26 protein-coding genes are annotated in these 26,762 nt (G+C 39.3%); 15 read left to right on the top strand and 11 right to left on the bottom strand.

Features of this window, described 5'->3' with window-relative positions; all coding sequences use genetic code 11:
- Positions 1-95: 95 nt before the first annotated feature.
- On the top strand, positions 96-1,376 hold the full coding sequence (argH, locus tag FLJC2902T_RS11875; RefSeq protein WP_023580035.1) for an argininosuccinate lyase: 1,281 nt from the start codon (positions 96-98) through the stop codon (positions 1,374-1,376).
- A gap of 52 nt (positions 1,377-1,428) precedes the next feature.
- Here the strand turns inward: argH and ilvA are convergent, their stop codons facing one another.
- From ilvA to ytxJ, 7 genes are all read right to left on the bottom strand, one after another.
- Entirely contained in the window at positions 1,429-2,673 is a 1,245-nt protein-coding gene (gene ilvA, locus FLJC2902T_RS11870; protein ID WP_035678553.1) for a threonine ammonia-lyase IlvA, read from the bottom strand.
- Positions 2,673-3,716: a ketol-acid reductoisomerase gene (ilvC, locus tag FLJC2902T_RS11865; RefSeq protein ID WP_023580033.1), complete on the bottom strand. Its 1,044-nt coding sequence runs from the start codon at positions 3,714-3,716 to the stop codon at positions 2,673-2,675. Before ilvC ends, ilvA begins: the two co-directional genes overlap by 1 nt.
- Before the next feature lie 17 nt (positions 3,717-3,733).
- A complete protein-coding gene (ilvN, locus tag FLJC2902T_RS11860; protein WP_023580032.1) occupies positions 3,734-4,258 on the bottom strand; it encodes an acetolactate synthase small subunit in 525 nt (174 codons plus the stop codon).
- Between the two features lie 16 nt (positions 4,259-4,274).
- Positions 4,275-5,969, bottom strand: coding sequence for a biosynthetic-type acetolactate synthase large subunit (gene ilvB / locus FLJC2902T_RS11855; protein ID WP_023580031.1), 1,695 nt, complete (start codon positions 5,967-5,969; stop codon positions 4,275-4,277).
- A gap of 17 nt (positions 5,970-5,986) precedes the next feature.
- Positions 5,987-7,663 (bottom strand): dihydroxy-acid dehydratase, encoded by a 1,677-nt coding sequence (ilvD, locus tag FLJC2902T_RS11850; RefSeq protein WP_035678549.1) that lies wholly within the window; start codon positions 7,661-7,663, stop codon positions 5,987-5,989.
- On the bottom strand, positions 7,663-8,553 hold the full coding sequence (locus FLJC2902T_RS11845) for a branched-chain amino acid transaminase (RefSeq protein ID WP_023580029.1): 891 nt from the start codon (positions 8,551-8,553) through the stop codon (positions 7,663-7,665). The genes ilvD and FLJC2902T_RS11845 overlap by 1 nt, the downstream gene beginning before the upstream one ends.
- A gap of 515 nt (positions 8,554-9,068) precedes the next feature.
- Positions 9,069-9,458, bottom strand: coding sequence for a bacillithiol system redox-active protein YtxJ (ytxJ, locus tag FLJC2902T_RS11840; RefSeq protein WP_023580028.1), 390 nt, complete (start codon positions 9,456-9,458; stop codon positions 9,069-9,071).
- A gap of 150 nt (positions 9,459-9,608) precedes the next feature.
- On the opposite strand from ytxJ, the gene clpB reads away from it, so the two are divergent.
- The gene (gene clpB / locus FLJC2902T_RS11835; RefSeq protein WP_023580027.1) at positions 9,609-12,215 is read left to right on the top strand and encodes an ATP-dependent chaperone ClpB; all 2,607 of its coding nucleotides are present in this window, start codon (positions 9,609-9,611) and stop codon (positions 12,213-12,215) included.
- 182 nt (positions 12,216-12,397) lie between these two features.
- On the opposite strand, the gene FLJC2902T_RS11830 is transcribed toward clpB, so the two are convergent.
- Positions 12,398-12,823, bottom strand: a complete 426-nt coding sequence (locus FLJC2902T_RS11830; RefSeq protein WP_023580026.1) for a hypothetical protein — start codon at positions 12,821-12,823, stop codon at positions 12,398-12,400.
- Between the two features lie 156 nt (positions 12,824-12,979).
- On the opposite strand from FLJC2902T_RS11830, the gene FLJC2902T_RS11825 reads away from it, so the two are divergent.
- The gene (locus FLJC2902T_RS11825) at positions 12,980-14,224 is read left to right on the top strand and encodes an MFS transporter (protein ID WP_023580025.1); all 1,245 of its coding nucleotides are present in this window, start codon (positions 12,980-12,982) and stop codon (positions 14,222-14,224) included.
- Between the two features lie 62 nt (positions 14,225-14,286).
- On the opposite strand, the gene FLJC2902T_RS11820 is transcribed toward FLJC2902T_RS11825, so the two are convergent.
- Together FLJC2902T_RS11820 and FLJC2902T_RS11815 are read right to left on the bottom strand one after the other, a co-directional pair.
- A complete protein-coding gene (locus tag FLJC2902T_RS11820) occupies positions 14,287-14,829 on the bottom strand; it encodes a hypothetical protein (RefSeq protein ID WP_023580024.1) in 543 nt (180 codons plus the stop codon).
- A 324-nt stretch (positions 14,830-15,153) separates the two neighbouring features.
- Complete coding sequence (locus tag FLJC2902T_RS11815; RefSeq protein ID WP_023580023.1) at positions 15,154-15,438, bottom strand: hypothetical protein; 285 nt, start codon at positions 15,436-15,438, stop codon at positions 15,154-15,156.
- Between the two features lie 146 nt (positions 15,439-15,584).
- On the opposite strand from FLJC2902T_RS11815, the gene FLJC2902T_RS11810 reads away from it, so the two are divergent.
- The 4 genes from FLJC2902T_RS11810 (at position 15,585) to FLJC2902T_RS11795 (ending at position 17,815) form a co-directional block, all read left to right on the top strand.
- Positions 15,585-16,133: a GNAT family N-acetyltransferase gene (locus tag FLJC2902T_RS11810; protein ID WP_023580022.1), complete on the top strand. Its 549-nt coding sequence runs from the start codon at positions 15,585-15,587 to the stop codon at positions 16,131-16,133.
- 18 nt (positions 16,134-16,151) lie between these two features.
- Positions 16,152-16,613, top strand: a complete 462-nt coding sequence (locus tag FLJC2902T_RS11805; protein WP_023580021.1) for a phosphoglycerate mutase family protein — start codon at positions 16,152-16,154, stop codon at positions 16,611-16,613.
- Between the two features lie 42 nt (positions 16,614-16,655).
- Positions 16,656-17,108 (top strand): SsrA-binding protein SmpB, encoded by a 453-nt coding sequence (gene smpB / locus FLJC2902T_RS11800; RefSeq protein WP_023580020.1) that lies wholly within the window; start codon positions 16,656-16,658, stop codon positions 17,106-17,108.
- A 71-nt stretch (positions 17,109-17,179) separates the two neighbouring features.
- The gene (locus FLJC2902T_RS11795) at positions 17,180-17,815 is read left to right on the top strand and encodes a hypothetical protein (RefSeq protein ID WP_035678545.1); all 636 of its coding nucleotides are present in this window, start codon (positions 17,180-17,182) and stop codon (positions 17,813-17,815) included.
- Between the two features lie 11 nt (positions 17,816-17,826).
- On the opposite strand, the gene FLJC2902T_RS11790 is transcribed toward FLJC2902T_RS11795, so the two are convergent.
- Positions 17,827-18,468 carry a protein-L-isoaspartate(D-aspartate) O-methyltransferase gene (locus tag FLJC2902T_RS11790; protein WP_035678543.1) on the bottom strand — a complete coding sequence of 214 codons (642 nt, stop codon included), beginning with the start codon at positions 18,466-18,468 and terminating at the stop codon, positions 17,827-17,829.
- A 167-nt stretch (positions 18,469-18,635) separates the two neighbouring features.
- Here FLJC2902T_RS11790 and FLJC2902T_RS11785 point away from each other — a divergent pair, with 167 nt between their 5' ends.
- From FLJC2902T_RS11785 to FLJC2902T_RS11750, 8 genes are all read left to right on the top strand, one after another.
- Positions 18,636-19,604, top strand: coding sequence for a Gfo/Idh/MocA family protein (locus FLJC2902T_RS11785; RefSeq protein ID WP_023580017.1), 969 nt, complete (start codon positions 18,636-18,638; stop codon positions 19,602-19,604).
- A gap of 36 nt (positions 19,605-19,640) precedes the next feature.
- Complete coding sequence (locus FLJC2902T_RS11780) at positions 19,641-20,528, top strand: 3-hydroxyacyl-CoA dehydrogenase family protein (RefSeq protein WP_023580016.1); 888 nt, start codon at positions 19,641-19,643, stop codon at positions 20,526-20,528.
- Between the two features lie 87 nt (positions 20,529-20,615).
- Complete coding sequence (locus tag FLJC2902T_RS11775) at positions 20,616-21,833, top strand: DUF1015 domain-containing protein (RefSeq protein WP_023580015.1); 1,218 nt, start codon at positions 20,616-20,618, stop codon at positions 21,831-21,833.
- Positions 21,834-21,910: 77 nt separating this feature from the next.
- Positions 21,911-22,570, top strand: a complete 660-nt coding sequence (locus tag FLJC2902T_RS11770) for a YggS family pyridoxal phosphate-dependent enzyme (protein WP_023580014.1) — start codon at positions 21,911-21,913, stop codon at positions 22,568-22,570.
- Positions 22,571-22,680: 110 nt separating this feature from the next.
- A complete protein-coding gene (locus FLJC2902T_RS11765) occupies positions 22,681-24,042 on the top strand; it encodes an exonuclease domain-containing protein (protein WP_023580013.1) in 1,362 nt (453 codons plus the stop codon).
- A gap of 28 nt (positions 24,043-24,070) precedes the next feature.
- The gene (locus FLJC2902T_RS11760; RefSeq protein ID WP_035678540.1) at positions 24,071-24,910 is read left to right on the top strand and encodes an ion transporter; all 840 of its coding nucleotides are present in this window, start codon (positions 24,071-24,073) and stop codon (positions 24,908-24,910) included.
- Positions 24,903-25,862: a tRNA (adenosine(37)-N6)-dimethylallyltransferase MiaA gene (gene miaA, locus FLJC2902T_RS11755; RefSeq protein WP_023580012.1), complete on the top strand. Its 960-nt coding sequence runs from the start codon at positions 24,903-24,905 to the stop codon at positions 25,860-25,862. The genes FLJC2902T_RS11760 and miaA overlap by 8 nt, the downstream gene beginning before the upstream one ends.
- 95 nt (positions 25,863-25,957) lie before the next feature.
- Positions 25,958-26,692, top strand: a complete 735-nt coding sequence (locus tag FLJC2902T_RS11750; RefSeq protein ID WP_023580011.1) for an acyl-[acyl-carrier-protein] thioesterase — start codon at positions 25,958-25,960, stop codon at positions 26,690-26,692.
- Positions 26,693-26,762 lie beyond the last annotated feature (70 nt).

Here is a 26,762-nt window from a genome sequence, read left to right as displayed (position 1 = left end):
TTTGTGTAATTCGTGGCCAAAAAAGAAACTCATTCTGTCTAGCAGAAATTCATGTAAAAGAATAATTCGTGGTTAAACCACTAAAAAATATCATTATGAAACTTTGGGAAAAAGGCATAGCCACCGATCAAAAAATAGAGCAGTTTACGGTTGGAAACGACAGGGAGTTGGATACCGTTTTAGCCAAGTACGATGTATTGGGTTCCATTGCTCATGCAAAAATGCTGGCTGAGACAAATTTGCTCTCACAAGAAGAAGCAAACAGTTTATGTATTGCTTTAAATGAACTTCTTTTAAAAATTGAAAATGAAAATTTTATCATTGAAAATAATTTTGAAGACATTCATTCCAAAATTGAATACTTGCTGATTGAAAAACTGGGCGATACCGGAAAAAAAATCCACACTGCGCGTTCCAGAAACGATCAGGTTTTGGTCGATATGCATTTATATCTGAAAGACGAAATCATCACCATTAAAAACCTCATCAGAGAACTTTTCGATTTACTGATGGAATTGGCGGAGAAAAACAAAAACGTGTTACTTCCGGGTTATACGCATTTACAGGTAGCTATGCCATCCTCTTTCGGATTGTGGTTTTCTGCTTATGCCGAAAGCCTGATTGATGATGTTACAATGCTCAATGCTGCCTTACAAGTTGTCGATCAAAACCCTTTAGGATCGGCAGCCGGTTACGGAAGTTCTTTTCCTATCAACAGAACATTCACCACGGAAGCATTAGGCTTTTCGACCATGAAATACAATGTGGTTGCGGCGCAAATGAGCAGAGGAAAATCGGAGAAAACAGTAGCTTTTGCGATGAGCAGCGTGGCGGGAACCATATCAAAACTGGCGATGGATGTTTGTTTGTATCTGAGTCAGAATTTCGATTTCATGGCATTGCCCGGACATTTAACGACCGGTTCGAGCATCATGCCTCACAAAAAAAATCCGGATATTTTTGAGCTTATCAGAGGCAAATCAAACAAGATTCAGAGTTTGCCTTATGAATTGACATTGCTGACGAATAATCTTCCAAGTGGCTATCACAGGGATTTTCAGTTACTGAAAGAAGGTTTGTTTCCTGCCATCGAAAATTTGAAATCCTGTCTGGAAATGACACATTATGCCATCAAGGACATTAAAGTCAAAGAAGGCATTTTTGATGATCCGAAATACAAGTATTCGTTTACTGTAGATACTATCAATGAAATGGTTACAAATGGAACTCCTTTCAGAGATGCTTATAAAATGGTTGCCGAACAAATTGAAAACGGGACATTTGAAATTCCGGAAACTACCAATCATACCCACGATGGCAGTATCAATAATTTGTGTCTGGATGAAATTAAGAAGAAAATGCAACTGTCCTATTGATAAAAAGGCTGTCTTTACCCAGACAGCCTTTTCCATTTTCACTGTACGTTATTTATCCGATTAAATGGATAAACAAATCTTCATTTTCATTAAGATACTGATAATTAAACTTTCTGAGTTTTAATTGCTCCTCGATTTTAACAAAATCCTTTTTGTTTTTTAATTCAATTCCTACTACCGCCGGTCCACTTTCCCGATTGTTTTTCTGGGAAAACTGAAAATAGGTGATATCATCATTGTCCCCCAAAACTTTGTTCACGAACTCTTTCAGTGCTCCGGGACGCTGCGGAAAATTGACGACGAAATAATGCTTCAATCCTTCATACAAGAGAGAACGTTCCTTTATTTCTTCGGTTCGGGTGATATCGTTATTGCTTCCGCTCACAATGCACACTATGTTTTTTCCTTTTATTTCCTCTTTGTAAAAATCAAGTGCGGCAATCGTTAAAGCTCCGGCGGGTTCCACTACAATTGCATCTTCATTATACAAACGTAAAATTGTCGTGCATACTTTTCCTTCGGGAACCGGAATAATATCGTGTAAACTGTTTTTACAAATTTCAAATGTCAGATTGCCAACACGCTTTACCGCCGCACCGTCAATGAATTTGTCAATTTCTTCCAATGTGGTGTTTACGCCATTTTTGATGGATGTTTTCATGGATGCGGCCCCGGCAGGTTCCACTCCGATTATTTTGGTATGCATACTCAATTGATCAAAAACCGTAACCATTCCCGCAGCCAGACCGCCACCGCCAATCGGAACAAACAAAAAATCAATCGGCGACTTTGCGTCTTCCAACAATTCCAATGCGACGGTTCCCTGTCCGGCGATTACTTTTTCATCATCAAACGGATGAATAAAAACCGCTTGACGTTCCTCACAAAAAAGGCTGGCATGATGAAACGCTTCGTCAAAAGTATCTCCTTTTAAAACCACCTCAACCTTATCTTTTCCAAACAATTTCACTTGTTTTATTTTTTGCTGAGGCGTGGTAACCGGCATAAATATCGTAGCTTTTATATTGAGTTTATTGCAGGCATACGCTACACCCTGAGCATGATTACCGGCACTGGCACAAACGACGCCTTTGGCTTTTTCATTTGCATTAAGCGAAACAATTTTATTGTAGGCACCTCTCAGTTTATAAGAACGGATCGGTTGTAAATCTTCCCTTTTCAGCCAAACCTGAGCCGATAATTCTTCACTGAGGTTTTCATTTTTCACCAATGGCGTATGCACCGCTACGTCTTGAATGCATTCCTGAGCTTGATATACTTTTTCTAATAGTGTCATTATTTGGTTGGTCTTAGTTTACGCACTTGCACACCGGTTTGCCAGAATTCGCTTTTTTGTAAAACAGCTAGTTCTTCCTGCAATTTCTCACGATAATCGGGTTTGCTGTTTGCTTCAATCACGATTTCGGCTTCTTTGCCGGAAACTACGCTGTCATACAATTCATTTAAAACCGGCTCTGTCGCAGCGCGGAATTTTCCTTTCCAATCTAATGCGCCTCTTTGAGCTGTAGTGGAACAATTGGCATACATCCAGTCCATCCCGTTTTCCGCTACTAATGGCATAAGGCTTTGTGTGAGCTCTTCTACCGTTTCGTTGAATGCCTCGCTTGGCGAATGTCCACGTTGACGTAACACATTGTATTGAGCTTCGAAAATTCCGGCTAAAGCTCCCATTAAAACGCCTCTTTCTCCGGTTAGATCACTGTAAACTTCTTTCTGAAAAGTGGTTTCAAACAAATAACCGGAACCTATGGCAATCCCCAAAGCCAAGGCTCGCTCTTGTGCTTTTCCTGTCGCATCCTGAAACACGGCATAGCTCGAATTAAGACCTTGTCCTTCTAAAAACAAGCTTCTTAATGATGCTCCGGAACCTTTGGGCGCAACTAAAAACACATCGATATCTTTAGGCGGAACGATTCCTGTTTTTTCGTGAAACGTAACCCCAAAACCGTGCGAAAAATAAAGGGCTTTCCCTTTCGTTAGATGTTTTTTCATTCCTTCCCAAGCCTGTATCTGTCCGGCATCCGAAAGTAAATTCATTACTATGCTAGCTTTTTCACAAGCAGTCTCCACTTCAAAAAGTGTTTTATCTACTTCCCAACCATCCACCAGAGCCTTATTCCAACTTGACGTTCCTTTGCGTTGTCCGACAATTACTTTTATACCATTGTCCTTTAAATTAAGGGCCTGTCCAGGACCTTGCACCCCATAACCGATAACGGCTATTGTTTCGTTTTTTAATATTTCTTGCGCTTTATTTAGCGGAAATTCATCTCGTGTCACTACGTTTTCAAGGACGCCTCCAAAATTGATTGTTGCCATTTTTAATTATTTAGCTGTTAACTTAATTGTTCTAATTCTTTTAAATAAGTGCTGAGTTCTTTCATCGGTTTGGTCACCGCCACCCTTCCAGAGCGGGCAAATTCGAGTATACCAAAAGGTTTTAGGCTTTCAAAAAGCAATTGCGTTTCTGCCACATGACCCGTTTTTTCGATGACCATGAATTCAGGATCCACCGTTAGGATACGAGCATGGTTTTCACGGATTACTCTTTCGACATCGCCATTGGTTAAAGTATTGGTTCTGATTTTATACAATGCGATTTCCTGATGTACGATCTCTGATTCTTCATGAACGAATGCTTTCAGGACATCCACTAATTTTTCAATTTGTCCGATGACCTTATTGACCTTTTCGAGCGTTGTCCGTAAAACAATCGTATACCGAAACACCCCTTTCATTTCCGATTCGGAGGCTGTTATGCTGTCAATATTCAGATGCCTTCTCGTGAAAATGATGGTGATGCGGTTTAGCATTCCGATGCTGTTTTCGGTAAAGACGGATACTGTAACTGTTTTTTCCATTTCTGAATTTTTTAAATTAGTTTAATCGTATTTCCGATACCGATGCTCCAGTGGGTACCATCGGGAATACATTTTCTTCTTTTGCCACCATTACTTCCAACAAATAGGAACCCTTGTGATTCAGTATTTTCAGTAAGGCGTCTTCCAAATCGGTTCTTGTTTCAATTTTTGCTGCTTCAATGTCGTATGCTTTGGCCAACGTCACAAAATCAGGGCTTATCATTTCGGTAAACGAATAGCGTTTTTCAAAAAACAGTTGTTGCCATTGACGGACCATCCCAAGAAACCGATTATTTAAAATGATGATTTTAACGTCAACTTTACTTTGTAAAATAGTCCCCAATTCCTGCAAGGTCATCTGAAAACCACCATCACCAATAATGGCGACTACGGTTTTTTCGGGAGCTCCAAATTTTGCTCCGATAGCTGCGGGAAGTGCAAATCCCATCGTCCCCAATCCGCCCGAAGTAATATTACTTTTGGTTTTGTTGTATTGATAATAGCGTGCAGTCATCATTTGATGTTGTCCTACATCGGTCACCACAACAGCTTCCCCATTAGTGATTTTCGAAACCATTTTGATGACTTCATCCATTTTCAATTCCTCCGACTGTAAAAGTGCCGCGCTTTCCTGCAAGGTTCTCACTTCCATTTCTTTAGCTGATTTGAATTCCTGTAACCAAGCCGTGTGCTCTTTTTCACTGACTAATTCGGTTAATAACTGTAAGGCGTCTTTCGCATCCGCATGAACGGGAACATCCGCTTTTATTATCTTATTGATTTCGGACGCATCAATATCAACATGAATTACCTTGGCTTGTTTGGCATAGCGCGACACATCACCCGTGACCCTGTCATCGAAACGCATTCCGATGGCAATAAGCACATCACATTCGTTCGTTTTTATGTTGGGAGCATAATCTCCATGCATCCCCAAAAAACCAACATATTTCGGATGATTATTCGGAAATGCGCCCAAGCCTAAAAGCGTAGAAGCTACCGGGATTCCTGATTTTTCGGCAAATTGGAGCAATTCCTTTTCGGCATTGGACAACATGATTCCCTGACCAATTACTAAAAAGGGCTTTTTAGCCTGATTGATTAACAATGCGGCGGCTTCCACTGCTTGTTTGTTCACCTCCGGTTTTGGATGATAGCTTCGGATTTTTGTACACCTTTCGTAGCTAAATTCCATTTCACCAAACTGAGCATCTTTAGTAATATCAATCAAAACAGGTCCGGGACGACCGGTTTGAGCGATATAAAAAGCTTTGGCAATAGCTGCCGGAATGTCTTCTGCTTTGGTAACTTGACAATTCCATTTGGTAACCGGCATTGATATTCCTATCACATCTGTTTCCTGAAAAGCATCTGTTCCTAAAAGATGGGAAGCCACTTGTCCAGTGATGCAAACCAAAGGCGTTGAATCGATTAAAGCATCCGCTAAACCGGTAATGAGGTTCGTGGCTCCGGGACCCGATGTGGCAAACACCATCCCCACTTTCCCGGAGGTTCTGGCATAGCCCTGAACGGCATGAATAGCACCCTGCTCGTGACGTACCAATATATGATTTACGACATTTGAATAATCATACAAAGCGTCATAAATGGGCATTATGGCACCTCCGGGATATCCGAATATAGTATCAACATTCTCAGCCACTAAGGATTCCAATACCGCCTGCGCTCCTGTTATTTTTGTTATGTCCATTACTGTTACTTTTAGAATTAATTATCGGTTACGCAGCCCGTGGACGCACTTGAAACACATTGGGCATATTTGTACAAAACCCCTTTTGTTGCTTTGAGTTTTGGTTGTTTCCATTCGGATTTTCGTTGCTGTAGTTCTTGTTCGCTCACTTTTAATTCGATGGTGTTCTTTTTTGTGTCAATGGTGATGGTATCTCCGTCTTTTACGAGTGCGATGGTTCCGCCCACATAAGCTTCCGGCGTGATATGCCCGACCACAAAACCGTGTGTCCCTCCTGAAAATCTTCCATCAGTTATTAACGCTACGCTTTTTCCTAATCCCGCTCCCATTATGGCTGAAGTCGGTTTCAGCATTTCGGGCATTCCGGGGCCGCCTTTTGGTCCGCAATAACGAATTACCACAACATCACCCGATTTTACTTCTCCGTTTTTTACCCCTTCAATCACAGCATATTCATTATCATATACTTTTGCTGCACCTTCAAAATAATCGCCTTCGTTGCCGCTTATTTTTGCCACACTGCCTTCCGATGCTAAGTTTCCATATAGTATTTGCAAATGTCCGGTTGGTTTTAACGGTGTTTTTAAATGGAGGAAGACGTCTTGTCCATCTTTCAGATTGGGGACATTCGCTACATTTTCAGCCACTGTTTTTCCGGTAACCGTTAAGCAATCGCCATGCAACAGGTTATGCTCCAATAAATATTTCATTACTGCCGGAATTCCTCCCACGGCATGCAAATCTTCCATTAAGTATTTTCCGCTTGGCTTTAAATCGGCCAAAACCGGTGTTTTATCACTTATTTTCTGAAAATCCTCTAAGGTCAATTCAATATCCACTGAATGTGCCATCGCGATTAAATGCATTACAGCATTGGTGGAACCTCCTAAAACCGTTACCATCGTCATCGCATTTTCAAAAGCTTTTTTGGTCATAATGTCTTTGGGTTTGATGTCTTTCTCCAGTAAAACCTTGATAGCTTTCCCTGCATTCAGACATTCCTCCTTCTTTTCGTTGCTTAAAGCCGGATTAGACGAGCTATAAGGTAAGCTCATTCCCAAAGCTTCAATTGCTGATGCCATTGTATTTGCCGTATACATTCCACCACAGGCTCCGGCTCCCGGACAGGCATTTTTAATCACTCCTTTAAAATCTTCGGGCGTTATGGTATTGCTGAATTTTTTCCCTAAAGCTTCAAAAGCCGAAACGATGTTTAACGATTCCCCTTTCCAATTCCCGGAATGAATGGTCCCTCCGTAAATCATAATCGCAGGACGGTTCAACCTGCCCATTGCCATAACAGAACCGGGCATGTTTTTATCGCATCCCACTACTGCTAAAACGGCATCGTACCATTGTGCGCTTACCACGGTTTCAATGGAATCGGCAATCACATCTCTTGAGACTAAAGAAAAACGCATTCCTTCTGTTCCGTTGGAAATGCCGTCACTTACTCCAATTGTATTAAAAATCAAACCAACGAGGTTTTCGTCCTGAACACCTGCTTTTACTTCTTTTGCCAAATCGTTCAGATGCATGTTACAAGTATTGCCTTCATAACCGGTACTTACGATGCCTACTTGCGCCTTTAGCAGATCTTCTTCCGTTAATCCGATTCCGTAAAGCATGGCTTGTGCAGCGGGTTGGGTTTCGTCTTGCGTGATGGTTTTACTGTATTTGTTTAATGTTGTCATTAGTATTTTGTGCTTAGTGTTTTTTCCGATTCCCTTACCAATTGTGAATAGGCTTCCAGCAATTTTTTCCCAACCGTATCATTCCAATTTTTAGGAAACTTATTATCATCTACCGATTCTATTCCGATTACCTCGGCTGCGGTTCCGCAATAAAAAGCGCTATCAGCCGACTCTAATTCTTCAGGCGTATAAAGTCCTTGTTTTACTTGAATACCTAATTTATCCGCTAGTTCCAAAACTGTAGCACGTGTTATTCCCGGCAGAATGTTGCCTAATTTAGGTGTGAATAAAACTCCTTCTTTTTCAAAAAACAGATTTGCGCCAGGACCTTCTGCCAAATAACCATCGCTATCCAAAAGCAGGGCTTCATCATATCCATTGTCTTTTGCCTCACTCGTGGCAAGGATAGAATTCACATAATGCCCGCAAACTTTTGCTTCAATTTTTATCGAACGTGGATGTGGTCGGCAATAAGATGAAACCGTTAATCGCAGTTGTTTGTCTCCCAAATAAGCACCCCATTCCCAGGCACAGATCATTATGGAAACATTATTCGGTTTGGTTAAACTCATGTTTGGGTCGCAGAAAACCAACGGGCGAACATAGGCATCCGATAAGTTGTTCTTTTGTAATAGTTCATAGGTAGCATCGACTAATTCCGCTGTCGTGTAATCAAATGGGATATTGACAAGTTCACATGATTTTTTTAATCGGTCATAATGCTCTTTGGCCTTAAAAACCCGAGTACCGTTTTCGGTAGCATAGGCCCGAATGCCTTCAAATACGCCATAACCGTAGTGCAGGGTCTGGCTGTACAGATCCGTTGATGATTCATTTGCTTTTACAAACTTTCCGTTAAGAAAGATTACTGAACTGTTGTTGTAATACATATTGGTTTGATTTTAAATTGTTTCAAATAATCAGAAAATAAAAAAGCCTTTCTCAGGCGAATGAGAAAGGCTTAAAAATTGGACAATACCAGCCTGACTCACCCGGAAGAGCGAATAATAATGCTAATAATAATAATGTTCATATTAGTTTTCATGTGGATTCTGTGTAAATTAAAAAAGCCTCTCTCAAGCGAATGAGAAAGGCTTAAAAATGGGATACTACCAGCCTGACTCACTCGGAAGAGCGAATAATAATGCTGATAATAATATTCATATTGGTTTTCATGTGATTTCTGTGTAAATTAAAAAAGCCTCCTGATTTCTCGGGAGGCTTCAAAAATATTTTTATAATATATTCTATAGCATTCCCCTTGCAGATGTGATAATCACATTTACAATAATAATTGAAGGAATAATAGATAAATTTTTCATTTGTTTCGAATTGTTCAGCAAAAGTAGGTAAAAAAACGATTTACAAACATTAAATTCAGATTTTTTAAAAAATTTTATTTTTTTTAGCCGATAAAATCCGCAAGACGGGAAGCATCAATATCACTATGCGAAGCGTCATAAACCGCTTTGCCTCCCTTAACCACAATCATTTGCGGTGATTGGTGAGTAACTTCAAATTTAGAAGCTATCGTATTGGAAATTTCTCTATAATTTAGTAAATCCAAAAAATAGGGCGTAACTTTATCCTTCAGCGTAAATTCGTTTTCAAATTGCTTTAACGCCATTCTGCTTATGCTGCAACGCGTACTGTGTTTGAAGATAACAACCGGATTTTCATGTGACAAATCCATTATTTCATTTAACTGCTCCAAATCGGTAAGCGAAAACCAATCCATTTTGGGTTGTGTATTTTCTTCCCCTGAACTACCGAAGATGTTTTTAATAAAGCTCATTTTGTCTTATTTTACGACATTTTGTCTTATTAAATCCTTTAAAAAAGGTCAAAATAAGTCATTTTGTCTGATTTTTAACATTGGAATACAAATTGTCCAACGCAATGCAAAGCTAAACAATTACAACAACGATAAATAGTTTTTAACACTATGAACTTAAATAACTTTACAATTAAATCGCAGGAAGCCATTCAGCAAGCACAGCAAATTGCGCAAGGCTTCGGACAGCAACAGCTTGAAAACGAACACTTTTTTAAAGGTATTCTCGAAGTCGATGAAAACGTAGCGCCTTTCATTCTGAAAAAACTGAATGTGAATGTCGATTTGTTCAAACAGATTCTGGACAGTACAATTCAGAGTTTCCCAAGAGTATCCGGCGGTGAAATCATGTTGTCAAGAGAAGCAAACAACACGCTTTTGGAAGCCAACAACATTGCCAAAAAAATGAACGATGAATACGTTTCTGTCGAACATTTGATTCTGGCTATTTTCAAATCGAAAAGCAAAGTTTCTCAAATTTTAAAAGATCAGGGCGTAACCGAAAAAGGTCTGGAAACCGCGATTGCTGAAATCCGAAAAGGAGAACGTGTAACCTCAGCTTCGGCAGAAGACACTTATAATGCCTTAAACAAATACGCCAAAAACCTCAACGAATTGGCCCGAACTGGAAAACTGGATCCTGTTATCGGTCGTGATGAGGAAATTCGTCGTGTGTTACAGATTCTTACCCGACGAACCAAAAACAATCCAATGTTAGTTGGTGAACCCGGTGTGGGTAAAACTGCTATTGCCGAAGGTTTGGCGCACCGAATCGTAGACGGCGACGTACCGGAAAACCTGAAGGACAAAATCGTTTTTTCTCTGGATATGGGCGCGCTGATTGCCGGCGCGAAATACAAAGGGGAATTTGAAGAGCGTTTGAAATCGGTAGTAAAAGAAGTAACTTCTGCCGAAGGAGATATTGTTTTATTCATTGACGAAATTCATACACTTGTGGGTGCCGGCGGTGGCGAAGGTGCGATGGATGCTGCAAACATTCTGAAACCGGCTTTGGCCCGTGGTGAACTGAGAGCCATCGGTGCAACAACATTAGACGAATATCAGAAATACTTCGAAAAAGACAAAGCCCTGGAGCGTCGTTTCCAGAAAGTAATGGTCGACGAACCGGATACCGAAAGTGCGATTTCCATCTTACGCGGAATCAAAGAAAAATATGAAACCCATCATAAAGTGCGTATCAAAGACGATGCGATTATTGCAGCGGTGGAATTATCACAGCGCTACATCACCAATCGTTTTTTACCGGACAAAGCCATCGACTTAATGGACGAAGCCGCTTCGAAATTACGCATGGAAATCAACTCCAAACCAGAAGAACTGGATGTTTTGGACAGAAAGATCATGCAGTTGGAAATCGAAATCGAAGCCATCAAACGTGAAAATGATGAGAATAAATTAAAGATGCTCGGCATGGATCTGGCGAATCTGAAAGAAGAACGCAACGAAATTTTCACCAAATGGAAATCAGAAAAAGATGTAGTTGATAACATTCAGACCGTAAAGCAGGAAATTGAAGATTTTAAAGCCGAAGCAGAACGAGCAGAACGCGACGGTGATTACGGAAAAGTAGCTGAAATTCGCTACGGAAAGATCAAAGAAGCGACGGAAAAACTGGAAGCATTACAAAAACAATTACAGGAAAACCAGGCGGGTACTTCCCTTATCAAAGAAGAAGTAACCCACGATGATATCGCCGAAGTTGTGGCCAAATGGACCGGCATTCCGGTAACCAAAATGCTGCAAAGCGAACGCGAAAAGTTACTGAAACTGGAAGATGAATTGCATAACAGAGTTGTAGGTCAGGAAGAAGCTATTCAGGCAATCAGTGACGCAGTACGCAGAAGCCGAGCCGGATTACAGGATCCTAAAAAACCAATCGGTTCCTTCCTGTTCTTAGGAACTACCGGTGTGGGTAAAACCGAATTGGCAAAAGCCTTGGCGGAATATCTATTCGACGACGAAAACGCCATGACACGTATCGACATGAGCGAATACCAGGAACGTCACAGCGTGAGCAGATTGGTAGGTGCGCCTCCGGGATATGTTGGTTATGATGAAGGCGGACAGTTAACGGAAGCCGTTCGACGTAAACCGTATTCTGTAGTATTATTGGATGAGATCGAAAAAGCGCATCCCGACACGTTTAACATCTTATTACAGGTATTGGACGAAGGACGCTTGACCGACAACAAAGGACGTTTGGCTGATTTCAAAAACACCATCATCATCATGACATCCAATATGGGAAGCGCCATCATACAAGAGAAATTCGAGAATTTAAAAGGCGGTATTGAAGCAGCAACCGAAGCAGCAAAAACAGAAGTTTTAGGTTTACTGAAACAAACGGTTCGACCGGAATTTATAAATCGTATTGATGAGATTGTGATGTTCACTCCGCTAAGCAGTGACAACATCAAAGAGATTGTTGGTTTACAACTGAAAAGCGTTATCAAAATGTTGGCTCACCAACACATTACCATGGATACCACACCGGAAGCGATAGCCTATTTATCCGAAAAAGGATACGATCCGACATTTGGAGCAAGACCGGTTAAACGAGTGATTCAGAAGGATGTCCTCAACGAATTATCTAAAGAAATCCTGTCCGGTAAAGTGGCGACAGACAGTATCATTTTGTTAGATTGTTTTGACGGCCAGCTGGTGTTCAGAAACCAATCGGAAGAAAATAAAGAGTAAGTAGTTTTTTCATATTGTTTTGGTTATACCTGACAAATTCTTAGGAAATTGTCAGGTATTTTTTTATTTCAACAGAACCGGCTGGCTAACTTAGCTAATCGAACAGAAAATTACTTTTTTACAAAAAAAATGTTCGCTTCCCGTTAGAAAGCGAACATGCATGTGAAAATATAAATGGAATTTTATTTCGAATGCTCAATGCGGTATCTGGCACTTTCCGCATACGGATTGTAAATAATCAGATGCCTTTTATACTGAGTTGGGGTCAATATTTTTTGAATTTTGGAATTCTGCTCACGAACTATTCTATTAACACTGGCTATATACTGCTCTCTTGTTTTGGTCCTGTCTCTGTTAACATCACTCAGCTTTTTGGTATAGTCGGTTACAATTTTAGCATATTTTTTTTCTACTGCCGGAGACATCCCGATGGTTTTTACTTCTTTTCTGTAATTCTGTCGAATTTTTTCAACTTCTTTTTCAGTATAAAGCCTTTTTGTAACCACTTTATCCTTATTGGTAACCACCTTATCTTTATTCGTCTGGCTCAAAACGGCTAAACTGAATAACAGGACAAACGAAAGAATAATTTTTTTAAATGATTCCATAATTTTGATTGTTTTACGAATTATTACCTCAACTATTGCACTAATTTAGTAAATATTCTGTACAATTTATACTATATCACCGTAAATATCTAAAAAATACCAAATTAACAAACTCATTTATTTTTCTATTTTTGAAATCAAAATCAAAAAACCAAAATGAAAGAGTTCACCCTTAATGAAAAACTGAAGCATCTTTTCTCATTTCCTGTAATTGTAGCGGCCTTAGGTTATTTCGTTGATATTTACGATTTACTTTTATTCGGAATCGTAAGAGTTCCAAGCCTTAAAGATCTGAATCTGGATGTTGATACCGCTGGAACACTGATTTTAAATTATCAGATGGTCGGATTACTTCTAGGCGGAATTCTCTGGGGTGTCTTGGGCGATAAAAAAGGAAGGCTCTCGGTACTTTTCGGATCCATTCTGGTTTATTCCATTGCCAATATTGCCTGTGGGTTTTTACCGCAAATGCCTTTTGAGGACAAAACGACCATCTATGCCCTACTCCGTTTTATAGCAGGAGTTGGTCTGGCAGGAGAATTAGGCGCCGGAATCACTTTGGTTTCAGAATCCCTTCCGAAACAATTGCGTGCCATAGGAACTTCCATCGTGGCCGGTTTCGGATTATTGGGAGCCGTGGTGGCACAACTTACTGTTGAACTGGCCGGCGATTGGACCATTGCTTATTTTATCGGAGGCGGTTTAGGACTGATGCTACTATTGCTTCGCGTAAGTGTCGTGGAATCGGGAATTTATAATGACATAAAAAATTCGGCATCCATTAAAAAAGGAAATTTCATTTCGTTCTTCACCAATTGGAATCGCTTTGAAAAATATATGAAATGCATCGCCATAGGATTACCCACATGGTTTTGTATCGGAATCTTAGCCATGATGGCCAACCAGTTTGCACCGGTTATGGGCATTACATCCATTACACCCGGGAAGGCTATCATGTGGGCGTATGTAGGTATTTCGGCAGGTGATTTTGCGAGCGGATTTATTTCACATTGGCTCCAATCCAGAAAGAAAGCCATTTTTTATATGATGTTGTTCACTCTCATTGGCGTAGGCCTTTTGCTTTTCAGCGGAACAAAATCCGAAAACATGTATTATTTCTACTGTGCCTGGCTCGGACTGGGAACAGGATATTGGGCAATGTTTGTTACCGTGGGTTCTGAACAATTCGGCACCAACATAAGAAGTACTGCAACAACGACCATTCCCAACATGGTTCGCGGACTTGTTCCCGTAATGTTATTGGCTTTTGACGGGTTAAAAATAAACAATGGCGTTATCTTGTCTGCCTCCATCGTCGGTTTTATGGCTTTTGGGCTCGGCATTTATGCGACGCTTACAATAGAGGAAACCCATGACAAAGATTTGGATTTTAACGAATAAATAAAAAACAAAAAAAGCTGTCTCAGTAGGCAGACAGCTTTTTTTTCAATCTTTCAGGATATTTATCCTTTCAGTATCTCACCTTTTGAATTGACCACAATTTTTTTGGTTTCATCTCCTTTGGCAAGTTTCAGATTGTATTGTTTCTGTTTTATATCACCATCTTCCTGTGAATACAAATACTTATCGTTCACAATTGTCCAACCAGGATAATTTTTGTAAACATTATAAATAACAACGGATGGCAATTTCACATTATTGTATTTTTCAACGACACTTGTCAACTTACCGTTTTCATCATAAGTGGCCGCAAGTGAGCCGTCTTTAACTTTCATAGTCACCAAATAATTTTCGTGTCCTTCATAATCCTTACCTAAATCATAGGCGATGAAGGCCTCCTGCAAACTTTTGATTTTCACATCCTCATTTTCATATTCGGGAAGATATACCGAAAAATCGCTACCGGCTCTTTTAATTACCATCTCAGGCAATTTTTTGGTTTCCATACTTCCATCATCTGAAACATTTGTGGATGTTTTCTTATCCTGTGCGAAGCCCGTAAGAGCGAACCCTACACTCACTAATAAACAAATAATTGATTTCATAATGCTCGATTTTTGATTTTTTGATTTTTTTATTTTTTATATGGAATAACGCAACAATTCTAAGGCTTTCAATAACTTCCCCTTTTGTTATGTGAATTATAACATTATTTTGATTCAAATAATACCGGCATTAGTAATCAATTCTTTTTCAAATTGGCAATCAACTTACCACACAAGAATTCAGTAGATGGAGTTTTGGAGTTTACACAGAGTAAAGTTAGGCGTTTAATTAAGGAAGGTGTGTTAAAAATTTCAGTATGTTTTGTTATAATTAACACAATTCCTTTATCATTATTTTTCATAAAAAAAGCTATCATAAGATAGCTAAATTGTTTTGTAGATTCTTTTAATCGGTATCACAACACCCTGTTTTAAAATAATCCTTTCTTCGGTTAACCCCCAAACGGTTGTGTCCACCATTTTTTTGGAAGTGTCGTCTTCAAAATAAATCTTAATTTTCAGATGTTCCAGATTCCCTAAGGTCAATGCCCTGTCCAAATCATCTTTTCGCTGTTTAATGGCTTCTTTGTCATCATCAAGAACATCCTCATTAGGAAATGTTAATGATCCGATTTTCTCTTTGTCAATGGTTTCAAAATTGTAATTCATAGTACTTAATAGTTAGTTTGTCAGTTTTGGATTTCTAAATTTAATAATTTTAATCAAAAAAACGAAGGCATCAGTGTTTTTTTAGTAATTTTCCAATATTATTTTCAAAATATAATTTCAAAAAAACTAATCAACTGATAGTAAACATGCTCACTTTCGATTTCTCTGTTTTTCCTGTCCTGACCACCGAACGTCTGATTCTTCGCCAGATCATAAAGGATGATGCTCCTGAAATGTTTGCTTTGCGTTCCAATCCGGAAATTATGAAATACATTCCGAGAGAACTGCCGAAAACTATTGAAGACGCGGTAACCCATATTGAATACATGCAAGGCCTACTGGAAAACAAGGAATGCATCAATTGGGCAATTTCTCTGAAAGAAAACAATAAACTGATAGGCAATATTGGTTATTTCCGGATGCAACCCGAAAACCACAGGGCTGAAATAGGCTATATGCTTTCTGCCGACTTTCACGGAATGGGCATCATGCAGGAAGCTTTAACTGAAATCATCAAATATGGTTTTAACGAAATGAAACTGCATTCCATTGAAGCGATAACCGATCCCGAAAATTTTGCATCATGGAAACTGCTGGAAAAAAACGGTTTTATCCGTGAAGGTCATTTTAAGGAAGATTGCTACTGGCAGGGAAAATACCTCGACAGTTATGTGTACTCGCTTTTAAATAAATAGCAGCTTAAAATCCATACTATGTCGGAATCATCGCAATTCAGCAAACAAACCAATGAATCCACAGTGTTTTATTTTATTCGCCATGCCGAAAAAGAAGGAAACTCAAGCAATCCACATCTGACGGAAATAGGTTTAAAGCGGGCTGAAAACTGGAGCAGGATATTTTCCGAAATCAATTTTGATCTGATTTACAGTACCGATTATGTAAGAACAATCCAAACCGTTACTCCGGTCGCCCATAAAAACAAAAAGGAAATCGAAACCTATAGTTTCAGAAATATCAACATGCAGCAATTCCGGAAAGACTGCATCGGAAAAAAGGTTTTGATAGCCGGACATATGAATACCGTACCCACGCTTGTTAACCAACTGATCAATCAGGACATCTATCCGGATATTGATGAGGATAACTTTGGAAATCTTTATATAGTAACGATTGTCGGAGAATTTATCACGCACCAATTGCTGAAATTACCTTAAACTATTGTTCTTTCCTCAATTTGTTCATACATTTGCCATCCTATGCAAAAAACGGTCAACATACTTAACAAAAGAGCCAAATTCGATTATGAAATTCTCGAAAAATATACGGCTGGAATTGTATTGACCGGAACCGAAATAAAATCCATTCGCTTGGGTAAGGCCGGAATTGCTGAAAGTTTCTGCGAATTTCACGGAACAGAGCTTTTCGTGATCAACTCTCACATCGAAGAATACCTTTACGGAACCCATTACAACCACAAAGCAAAAAGCGAGCGAAAACTACTTCTTAACAAACGCGAACTGAAAGGTCTTTTAAAAAGTGTACAGAATAAAGGACTGACCATTATTCCCCTGCGTCTTTTTACCAACGAAAAAGGACTGGCGAAATTGGACATCGCACTATGTCGGGGAAAGAAAACCTACGATAAACGCGAATCACTTAAAGAGCAAGATACAAAACGCGATTTGGACCGTATAAAAAAATCGTTCTAAACTAATTTTCAGCACATTATCCGTTTTTATAAAATTTTTCTTAACTTGGTGTGAACTTTATCCGATACACCATGAAAAGATATGTAGCTCTATTGCTGTTCGTCTCCCTTATGAGTTGCGGCAGTACCGACACAGTTATTGTAAACAGTTGGAAAGATCCGGAATCCAATGCCGCGAAAGAACAGTTTAAAAAGGTAATGGTGGTCGCATTGTTGAAAGATGAAAGAACCCGAAGAAATACGGAAAACACGATCGTAGCAAATAATCCGATATTCCACAGTTCGTATGCTTTTTTAAACGGAGCAACGGTTGATCTTACTAAAGAACAACGGTTAAGCATTCTCAAAAGCGAAAATTATGACGGGGTGATTACCATGCGATTGGTAAATATGGAAAAAGAAACCAATTACGTACCGGGTACTTATTCCGATATGTATTACGGCGGAATGGGATATGGTTATGGCTATGGTTTCGACAACTGGTATGGTTATTATTCCCCCAATTTTTATACGCCCGGCTATTATCAGGAGAACACCCATTATATTGTGGAAACAAACGTTTTCTCGTTAAACCAGAATAAACTGATTTGGACAGGCACCACAAAATCTACAAATATTACGGATGTTGAAACCACAACCAATAATATTATGATAGAAGTGGTGAAACAGATGGAAAAGGATGGTTTTTTGGATCCTAAGAGAAAGTAAAAAAGGAATTCCTAATTCTTATCTTCCAGAAGCGGAACAAAACGAAAATCACCGAATTCGTGTTTTTCAAACTGGGTTTCGTTTTTTCTGATAAGCAACGTCATTACCTGAACATTTTCCCCAACAGGAATTACCAGTCTGCCTCCTATTTTAAGTTGCGCCATTAAAGGTTGCGGAATAAACGGAGCACCCGCAGTTACAATGATACTGTCAAAAGGAGCGTAACCCGGCAATCCTTTGTAACCGTCACCAAAACCAAGATGTTTCGGACGGATGCCCAATTTAGGCAACAATAAAGATGTTGATTTAAACAATTCGTTTTGTCTTTCAACCGAATACACTTTGGCTCCCATCGTATACAAAACCGCGGTCTGATATCCCGATCCGGTTCCGATTTCCAAAACTTTATCGTCTTTTTTAACCTGAAGTAATTCTGATTGAAATGCTACTGTGTAAGGTTGTGAAATAGTCTGCCCTGCTCCTATCGGGAACGGCTTGTCCTGATAGGCGAAATCTTCAAAACCTGAATTCAGAAATAAGTGTCTCGGAATCTTTCTGATGGCTTCCAATACGCTTCTATCAGTAATCCCTTTCTTTTCCAAAATGGTTACCAACTGATTTCTAAGTCCTTGATGTCTGGCTAAATCTCTCACTTTTCCGGCATGTTTATTTCGGTAAAAATAGGCTTAAAATTCCCAAAAATCAAAATCAAAATTCTAAAAAACGACAACCTTTTGACTTTAAATTGTAAACAAATAATATTACATTTGTTCACTCGAGGCTGTAGGCCGAACTGTTATGAAATAAAAAATAGATTTCTATGCTAAAAGTAGGCGTTTTAGGTGCCGGACACCTTGGAAAAATACATTTACGATTACTCAATCAGTCTGAAAAATATGAATTAGTAGGCTTTTACGATGAAAATCAGGAATACGCCGAAAAAATTGCAGCCGAATTCGGTTATAAACATTTCGACACGATCGCGAAATTAATCCATGCGGTCGATGTAATCGATATCGTTACCCCTACCCTTTCCCATTATAAATGTGCGCGGGTTGCCATCAAATCGGGCAAACACGTTTTTATTGAAAAACCGATTTCCACCACTGTAGAAGAAGCCGAAGAAATCATAGCTTTGGCCAAAGAATATAACGTGAAAGGACAGGTTGGTCATGTGGAGCGCTTCAATCCGGCATTTAAGGCTGTGAAAGATAAAATTGAAAACCCGATGTTTATCGAAACGCACCGATTGGCCGAATTCAATCCGAGAGGTACCGATGTTCCTGTGGTTCTGGATCTTATGATTCATGATATTGATGCCATTTTAAGTGTAGTGAATTCAAAAGTGAAGAATATCAGTGCCAGCGGAGTTTCTGTCATCAGTGATTCTCCTGATATTGCCAATGCCCGAATTGAATTTGAAAACGGTTGTGTGGCCAATATCACTTCAAGCCGAATTTCGATGAAAAACATGCGAAAGTCGCGCTTCTTCCAAAAAGACGCTTACATCTCGGTCGATTATCTTGACAAGGTCTGCGAAGTGGTAAAAATGAAAGACGCACCGGAAGTTCCGGGTGATTTCGATATGATTTTACAGAATGCGGAAGGTGTTAAAAAACAAATCTATTATGATAATCCGTCGGTGGAACACAACAATGCTATCTTAGACGAATTGGAAACGTTTGCCGATGCCATCAACAACAATACCACTCCGGTAGTTACTCTGGAACAGGCTACAGAAGCTTTACGCGTGGCGTACCAGATTATCGACTGCATGGAAAACAAATAATCTTATAAATTCTTTAAAATTTTATATACTACAATAATGAAAAACATAGCTGTAATCGGATCAGGAACCATGGGCAACGGAATTGCACATACTTTTGCACAATCGGGTTTCACCGTAAAATTGATTGATATTTCAGAAAAAGCCCTTGAAAAAGGAATGGCAACCATCGCCGGTAACCTTGACCGAATGGTAGCAAAAGGAACCATTACCGAAGAAGACAAACACAAAACCATCGGAAACATTATCACTTACACCGATATTAAAGACGGCGTTGTAGGTTGTGATTTAGTAGTTGAAGCAGCGACAGAAAACGTAACCTTAAAACTGAATATCTTCAAACAATTAAGCGAAGTTTGCGACCTTAATGTGATTTTAGCGTCAAACACCTCTTCCATTTCCATTACACAAATTGCGGCTCAGGTAGTTCATCCTGAAAGAGTTATCGGAATGCATTTTATGAATCCGGTGCCGATTATGAAATTGGTTGAAATCATTCGTGGTTATTCCACTTCTGATGAAGTGACAAAAATCATCATGGATTTATCTGTAAAATTAGGTAAAACACCTACCGAAGTAAACGATTACCCAGGTTTCGTAGCCAACCGAATTTTAATGCCGATGATTAACGAATCGATAGAAACATTATACAATGGTGTAGCCGGTGTTCAGGAAATCGATACGGTTATGAAATTAGGAATGGCACACCCGATGGGACCATTACAATTAGCTGATTTTATCGGACTTGACGTATGTTTATCAATCCTAAACGTAATGTACGACGGATTCAAAAATCCTAAATATGCTCCGTGTCCGTTATTGGTAAACATGGTAATGGCTGGAAAATTAGGAGTGAAATCCGGTGAAGGTTTCTACGATTACTCCGAAAGCAAGAAGGCAGAGAAAGTTTCTAAACAATTTGCATAAAGTTAAAAGAGAGAAGGGACAAGGGAAAAGTCTTAAGAAAATCAGATTCTACTTATCCCTTTTCCCTAATCACTTATCCCTCAATAAATGGCCAAAATAATTCCTTTTAAAGCAGTTCGTCCCATTGCAGATAAAGTAGCGTTGGTGACCTGCAGAACGTATGACGATTACAGTCCGGCCGAGCTCGCAGCCTGGCTGAATTTTAATCCGTATTCGTTTTTGCATGTCATTAATCCCGCTTATGCCAATCTGCACAAAATTTCGACGGACAAACGCTTTAAAGGTGTTGCGCACAAATACCGGGATTTCAAAGAGGAAAATATTCTGATTACTGAGGAAAACCCGGTTTTTTTCCTTTATGAAATTCAGACAAAATCGGGAATTTTCACGGGAATTATTGCCGGAACTTCCGTTAAGGATTATCAGGAGAATGTCATCAGAAAACATGAAGACACGCTGCAATACCGCGTGGAGCTTTTCAAAGAGTACCTGCATAAGACCAACTTCAATACCGAACCGGTACTGATAACTTACCCGGACAGCATCGAAATCAACACTTTTATCGGTTTACGTAAAAAAACGAATCCGGTTTATGAATTTTCCACCACCAACAAAGAAAAACATACGTTGTGGAAAATTGATACACAAAGTGAAATCGATTGGCTCCAGGAACATTTTGAAAAGATTCCGAATCTTTATATTGCCGATGGTCATCATCGCTCCGCCTCAGCGGAATTACTGTACGAACAGAACAAACATACGGGGAAGGAAAACCTGCAGTATTTCATGAGTTTTCTGATTGCCGAAAGTAATATCAAAATTTATGAATTCAATCGGATTATACGTGATCTGAACGGACTTTCGAAAGAGGAATTTATTAAAAAACTTTCTCAAAATTTCATCATAAAACCGAAAGATCAGGAATTGTGGAAACCGCAGAACAAGAACGAATTCGGAATGTATCTTGACGGTTCATTTTACGCATTGTTCTACAAGGGTAACAAAAATGAAAAAGGCATTTTGGACAATCTTGACGCACAGATTTTGTATAATAAAGTCCTGCACCCGCTGTTGGGAATCGGAGATTTAAGAAACGATGAGCGCATCGATTATATTCCCGGAAAACAATCCGTTTCTGCTATAAAAGATTTAATTGACGAGGGGGAATTTGAAGTGGGTTTCACGCTCTACCCGATCGATATCGAAGAAATTAAAACCATTGCCGACGAAAATCTGATCATGCCTCCCAAAAGCACGTATATTGAACCTAAATTACGGAGTGGGCTTGTGGTCTATGAGCTTTAATAATTTGAAAATGTGTCAATTTGAAGATTTGAAAATGTTTTTCACATCTGATTTTAATCTCCCAAAATAAATTAAAAATGTCAATCCAATCCAACCTTCAACATATAAAATCTTCACTTCCCGAAAACGTAACTCTGGTAGCGGTTTCCAAAACCAAACCGGTTAGTGATCTGATGGAAGCTTACGACGCCGGTCAGCGCATTTTCGGGGAGAACAAAGTTCAGGAAATGACTGAAAAGTGGCAGCAAATGCCAAAAGACATCCAATGGCACATGATTGGTCATGTTCAGTCGAATAAGGTAAAATACATGGTTCCCTACGTGAAGTTGATTCACGGTGTTGACAGTTTTAAATTGCTTAAAGAAATTAACCGACAAGCCAAGAGATACAGAAAAAACATCAACTGTCTTTTGCAGATTTCCATTGCCGAAGAGGAAACAAAATTCGGATTAAACGAGGAGGAACTGAATGAAATTCTGAATTCAGAAGAATTTAAAACTTTTGAAAACGTGAAAATTGTAGGTTTGATGGGAATGGCCACTTTTACGGATAATCAGGAACAAATCAGAAAAGAGTTTCTGCATCTGAAGGAGATTTTTGATAAATACAAAGAATTTTCAGCTTTCAATTTTCAACTTTCCACCCTTTCCATGGGAATGTCCGGCGATTATCAACTTGCAATTGAATGCGGAAGTACGATGGTTCGGATTGGAAGTAGTATATTTGGAGGGAGATAGGAGGAGAATAGAAAATAGAAGCAAGAAACAAGAAGGGAAAAGGGAGATAGGAGAGACAAGAAATTTTATCCCGAACCGAACACTGATTACTGAACACTGAATACTGAATTTTGTACGCAATTTTAGACATAGAAACCACGGGAGGCCAATACAACGAAGAAGGTATTACGGAAATCGCCATCTATAAATTTGATGGTCATGAAATTGTTGACCAGTTTATCAGTTTAATCAATCCGGAAATTCCGATTCAGCCTTTTGTGGTGAAACTTACCGGTATTAACAATGCGATGTTGCGTTCGGCTCCGAAGTTTTATGAAGTGGCCAAACGTATTATTGAAATTACAGATGGTTGTATCATCGTGGCGCACAATGCTTCGTTTGATTACCGGATCATGCAAACCGAATTCCGAAGGTTGGGATTCGACTTTAAAAAACCGACTCTCTGCACGGTTGAACTTTCCAAAAAATTACTACCGGGACATCATTCCTACAGTTTGGGGAAATTGGTAAGAGCTTTGGGAATTCCAATGGCCGACAGGCATCGTGCTACGGGAGATGCCATGGCAACCGTGAAACTTTTCAAAATGCTTTTGTCCAAAGATCTTGAAAAAGAAATCGTAAAAAGCTACATCAAGACGGAAGTAAAAGCGGGCATGTCGCCGAAATTGCTGGACATTATCGACAGTATTCCGTCAAAAACCGGAATTTATTATATTCACCGTGAGGACGGAACCATCATCTATATCGGAAAAAGCAAGAACGTTAAAAAACGCGTAAACCAACATTTTACGGGAACCGACCGTAAAGCCAAGAAACTGCAAAATGAGGTTTTTGCGGTCACTTTCGAAGAAACCGGAAGCGAATTGATTGCGCTCCTGAAAGAAAGCGAAGAAATAAAAATCAACCGACCTCCATACAACAGATCGCAACGCAAAACCATTTTTCCGTGGGCGCTGTATGCCGAAAAAAATAAGGAAGGGTATATTGCATTGAAAGTACAGAAAACCGACGGCAGAAAAAAAGAAATCACTTCTTTTGCCACCCTTCAGGAAGGGAAATCGTTGTTGCATAAAATTACCGAAGAAAACCATCTTTGCCAGAAAGTAAATGGTTTGTACGATACTAAGAAAAGCTGTTTTCAGTATGATTTAAAAGAATGTTACGGAGCTTGTATCGGGAAAGAAGCGCCTGAAGAATACAACAAAAGGGTTACCCATTTTGTGGAAACCAATCAGTTGCAAAGCCAAAGCATGGTTATTGTGGATCAGGGCAGAAACGTAAATGAGCGAAGTGCCGTATTGATTGAAAATGGTATTTACAAAGGCTATTGTTTTTATGATCTGAATTATCAGATTAACAACATCGAAATTCTGAAGAATATCATCATTCCGATGGAAAACAACCGGGATTCGAGAAACATTATCCTGAACTACATCCGAAAAAAGAAAGTCATTAAAATTGTCCGATTTTAAGTAACTTTGAAGTATCACTTATCACTTCATGAAAAAATTCAAATCGGAATACGAAATTCTTCGACAGAAAATTTATATCATCATTTATGGTTCAAATACTGTTGCGGGACGTCTTTTCGATTTAATTCTGCTTGGTGTCATTCTTCTGAGTGTTTTGTTGGTGATGTTGGAATCGGTGGAAAAGCTTGATGCCAAATACCATTCCTTCATTATTATATCCGAATGGATTATTACGATATCCTTCACTTTAGAGTACATACTGCGGATTATCTGCAATAAAAAACCACTTAACTATATTTTCAGTTTTTATGGTATAGTCGATTTCATTTCGATTTTGCCAATGTATCTGTCGTTTTTCATTCCGGGTTCGCGAATGTTGTCGGTGATTCGGGCGTTGCGTTTATTGCGTTTGTTCGGAATATTGAATTTAGTGCATTTTACCGGTCAGGAATCACAATTAAAATTAGCCATTAAAGCCAGTCGGACGAAAATTATCGTGTTTGTCTATTTCGTACTGATTGTTTCCATTTTATTGGGCGCCGTCATGTATGTAGTTGAAGGGAAAGAAAGCGGTTTCACCAGTATTCCCACCAGTATTTATTGGTGTATTGTTACGCTGACCACTGTGGGCTATGGTGATATTGCACCTGTTACCATACTCGGACAAATCATAGCGTCCTGTATCATGATTATGGGTTACGGAATTATCGCTGTACCTACCGGAATCGTAACGGCCGAATTTGCCGCTGCGAAAAGAATTCAGAAAGCCAACGAAACTGCTAAAAAATGCCCCTCTTGCACTACTATAATTACTAATGAAGATGCCCGTTTTTGCCATCATTGCGGTGAAAAATTAGACTATGAATAATTACCTTATAACCATCATCGGTCCTACAGCTATTGGAAAAACCGCTTTAAGCATAAAATTAGCACAGCACTTTGGATGTGAGATTATCTCTTGTGACAGCCGGCAGTTTTTTAAAGAAATGACTATCGGTACAGCCGTTCCGAATCCAACAGAATTGGCTGCGGCTAAACATCATTTCATCCAGAACAAATCGGTCTTTGAACAATATTCTGTTGGTGATTTTGAAACCGAAGCGCTTGCCAAATTGGACGAACTTTTTAAAGAAAATAACATTCAGATTATGGTGGGCGGTTCCGGATTGTATGTGGATGCCGTACTGAAAGGCTTTGATGATTTTCCTGCAATTGATGCCTCTGTGCGCGAGGAAATCCGAAAAGAATACGAAGCTAAAGGGATTACCTATCTGCAAAACGAATTAGAAAAAAGAGATATCGGTTTCTTTACCAAAATAACCGCAGAAAATCCGCAAACTTTGCTTAATCCACAGCGTATGATGCGCTTTGTGGAAGTTTGTATCGGAAGCGGAAAACCCTATTCTTCTTTTATCGGACAAAAGAAAAATACCCGCAACTTCACTCCTATCGTTATCGGTCTGGAAGCTGAAAGGGAAAAAATGTACGAACGCATTAACCTTCGCGTGGATCTGATGATGAAAGAAGGCTTGTTGGAAGAAGCACAGGCTTTATATCCGAACAGAAATTTGAACGCCTTACAAACAGTCGGATATCGCGAATTATTTGATTATTTCGACGGAAAAACGACCCTGGATTTTGCGGTTGAAGAAATCAAGAAAAACACGCGTCGTTTTGCCAAGCGCCAGATTACCTGGTTTAAACGTACCGAGAACACTAACTGGTTTGATTATCTGACGGATATTTCGGAAATCACTAACTTTGTAGAATCGGAAATAGAAAATAGAAGCAACACTGAAGAAAAGAGATATAACCGATAATGGATATAATTTTCACATATTTAAAGATTTCTTGTCTCTTGTCTCTTGTCTCTTGTCTCTTGTCTCTTGTCTCTCATAACACATAACTCATCAAAATGCCAATTTCACCCGACTTCACTTCCTTTTATGAGCACGAATGGGACATTAATTTTACCCAATGCGCTCCGAATGCTTATTTGAAGTATGTGGATTTGTGCAATTTATTACAGCTTACCGCCGCGGAACATTCCATTTTGGGTGGGCTGAGTTTTAACGATATGCAGGAGCATCATCAGGCTTGGGTTTTGAGCCGGATTCGTATTGAAATTGATTCATTACCAAAATGGCAGGATAAAGTCACCGTAAAAACGTGGATCGAAAATCTGGAAGGCTCGCGCTCCATTCGTAATATAGAAATGTATCTTGACGGAAAGAAAATTGCCGGAGCAACGACGTATTGGGTAGTTTTCAATACACAACACCGCAAAGCGGAGCCTTTAGCTTTACCGCACGAACATTTTGATAAATATGGTGATCACAAAGCCACTGAACATAGTTTTTCCCGCATAAACATACTGCAGGAAACAGAGAAAATTACGGAACGAACCGTGGTTTTGTCGGATTTAGACATTGTAAACCATGTGAATAACACCAAATATTTAGAGTGGTGTCTTGATACAATGAATCCGAAAACGATTCTGAAGCAGCAAATTAAGAGTCTGGAGATGAACTTTTTAAGGGAACTGAATTTGGATGACCAGGTGGAAATCCATTCGGATGAAGATCATGGTTATTTTTCAGTTACCAAAGACGATAAGGTTTGTTTTGCTTTGGTTTTGGAACGGAAGTAAGCGCTTCTTTGTATGTTTTTTGCACGCAGATTTAACCGATTTTAGCAGATTGCGTTTAGAAAACATTACC

Source organism: Flavobacterium limnosediminis JC2902, assembly GCF_000498535.1.
Taxonomy (GTDB): Bacteria; Bacteroidota; Bacteroidia; order Flavobacteriales; family Flavobacteriaceae; genus Flavobacterium; species Flavobacterium limnosediminis.
The sequence above is the reverse complement of the archived record's forward strand: the minus strand, read 5'-3'. Positions and strand labels throughout refer to the sequence as shown.

Bases quoted from the DNA above. Each gene is read 5' to 3' on its own strand.
- FLJC2902T_RS11830 (WP_023580026.1), bottom strand. From the start codon at position 12,823: ATGGAATCATTTAAAAAAATTATTCTTTCGTTTGTCCTGTTATTCAGT.
- FLJC2902T_RS11805 (WP_023580021.1), top strand. From the start codon at position 16,152: ATGTCGGAATCATCGCAATTCAGCAAACAAACCAATGAATCCACAGTG.
- FLJC2902T_RS11760 (WP_035678540.1), top strand. From the start codon at position 24,071: ATGAAAAAATTCAAATCGGAATACGAAATTCTTCGACAGAAAATTTAT.
- argH (WP_023580035.1), top strand. From the start codon at position 96: ATGAAACTTTGGGAAAAAGGCATAGCCACCGATCAAAAAATAGAGCAG.
- FLJC2902T_RS11845 (WP_023580029.1), bottom strand. From the start codon at position 8,553: ATGTATTACAACAACAGTTCAGTAATCTTTCTTAACGGAAAGTTTGTA.
- FLJC2902T_RS11770 (WP_023580014.1), top strand. From the start codon at position 21,911: ATGTCAATCCAATCCAACCTTCAACATATAAAATCTTCACTTCCCGAA.
- smpB (WP_023580020.1), top strand. From the start codon at position 16,656: ATGCAAAAAACGGTCAACATACTTAACAAAAGAGCCAAATTCGATTAT.
- ilvB (WP_023580031.1), bottom strand. From the start codon at position 5,969: ATGGACATAACAAAAATAACAGGAGCGCAGGCGGTATTGGAATCCTTA.
- ilvA (WP_035678553.1), bottom strand. From the start codon at position 2,673: ATGACACTATTAGAAAAAGTATATCAAGCTCAGGAATGCATTCAAGAC.
- FLJC2902T_RS11750 (WP_023580011.1), top strand. From the start codon at position 25,958: ATGCCAATTTCACCCGACTTCACTTCCTTTTATGAGCACGAATGGGAC.
- FLJC2902T_RS11775 (WP_023580015.1), top strand. From the start codon at position 20,616: ATGGCCAAAATAATTCCTTTTAAAGCAGTTCGTCCCATTGCAGATAAA.
- FLJC2902T_RS11795 (WP_035678545.1), top strand. From the start codon at position 17,180: ATGAAAAGATATGTAGCTCTATTGCTGTTCGTCTCCCTTATGAGTTGC.
- FLJC2902T_RS11820 (WP_023580024.1), bottom strand. From the start codon at position 14,829: ATGAAATCAATTATTTGTTTATTAGTGAGTGTAGGGTTCGCTCTTACG.
- FLJC2902T_RS11825 (WP_023580025.1), top strand. From the start codon at position 12,980: ATGAAAGAGTTCACCCTTAATGAAAAACTGAAGCATCTTTTCTCATTT.
- ilvD (WP_035678549.1), bottom strand. From the start codon at position 7,663: ATGACAACATTAAACAAATACAGTAAAACCATCACGCAAGACGAAACC.
- FLJC2902T_RS11810 (WP_023580022.1), top strand. From the start codon at position 15,585: ATGCTCACTTTCGATTTCTCTGTTTTTCCTGTCCTGACCACCGAACGT.
- ilvN (WP_023580032.1), bottom strand. From the start codon at position 4,258: ATGGAAAAAACAGTTACAGTATCCGTCTTTACCGAAAACAGCATCGGA.
- FLJC2902T_RS11815 (WP_023580023.1), bottom strand. From the start codon at position 15,438: ATGAATTACAATTTTGAAACCATTGACAAAGAGAAAATCGGATCATTA.
- ilvC (WP_023580033.1), bottom strand. From the start codon at position 3,716: ATGGCAACAATCAATTTTGGAGGCGTCCTTGAAAACGTAGTGACACGA.
- clpB (WP_023580027.1), top strand. From the start codon at position 9,609: ATGAACTTAAATAACTTTACAATTAAATCGCAGGAAGCCATTCAGCAA.
- FLJC2902T_RS11785 (WP_023580017.1), top strand. From the start codon at position 18,636: ATGCTAAAAGTAGGCGTTTTAGGTGCCGGACACCTTGGAAAAATACAT.
- ytxJ (WP_023580028.1), bottom strand. From the start codon at position 9,458: ATGAGCTTTATTAAAAACATCTTCGGTAGTTCAGGGGAAGAAAATACA.
- miaA (WP_023580012.1), top strand. From the start codon at position 24,903: ATGAATAATTACCTTATAACCATCATCGGTCCTACAGCTATTGGAAAA.
- FLJC2902T_RS11780 (WP_023580016.1), top strand. From the start codon at position 19,641: ATGAAAAACATAGCTGTAATCGGATCAGGAACCATGGGCAACGGAATT.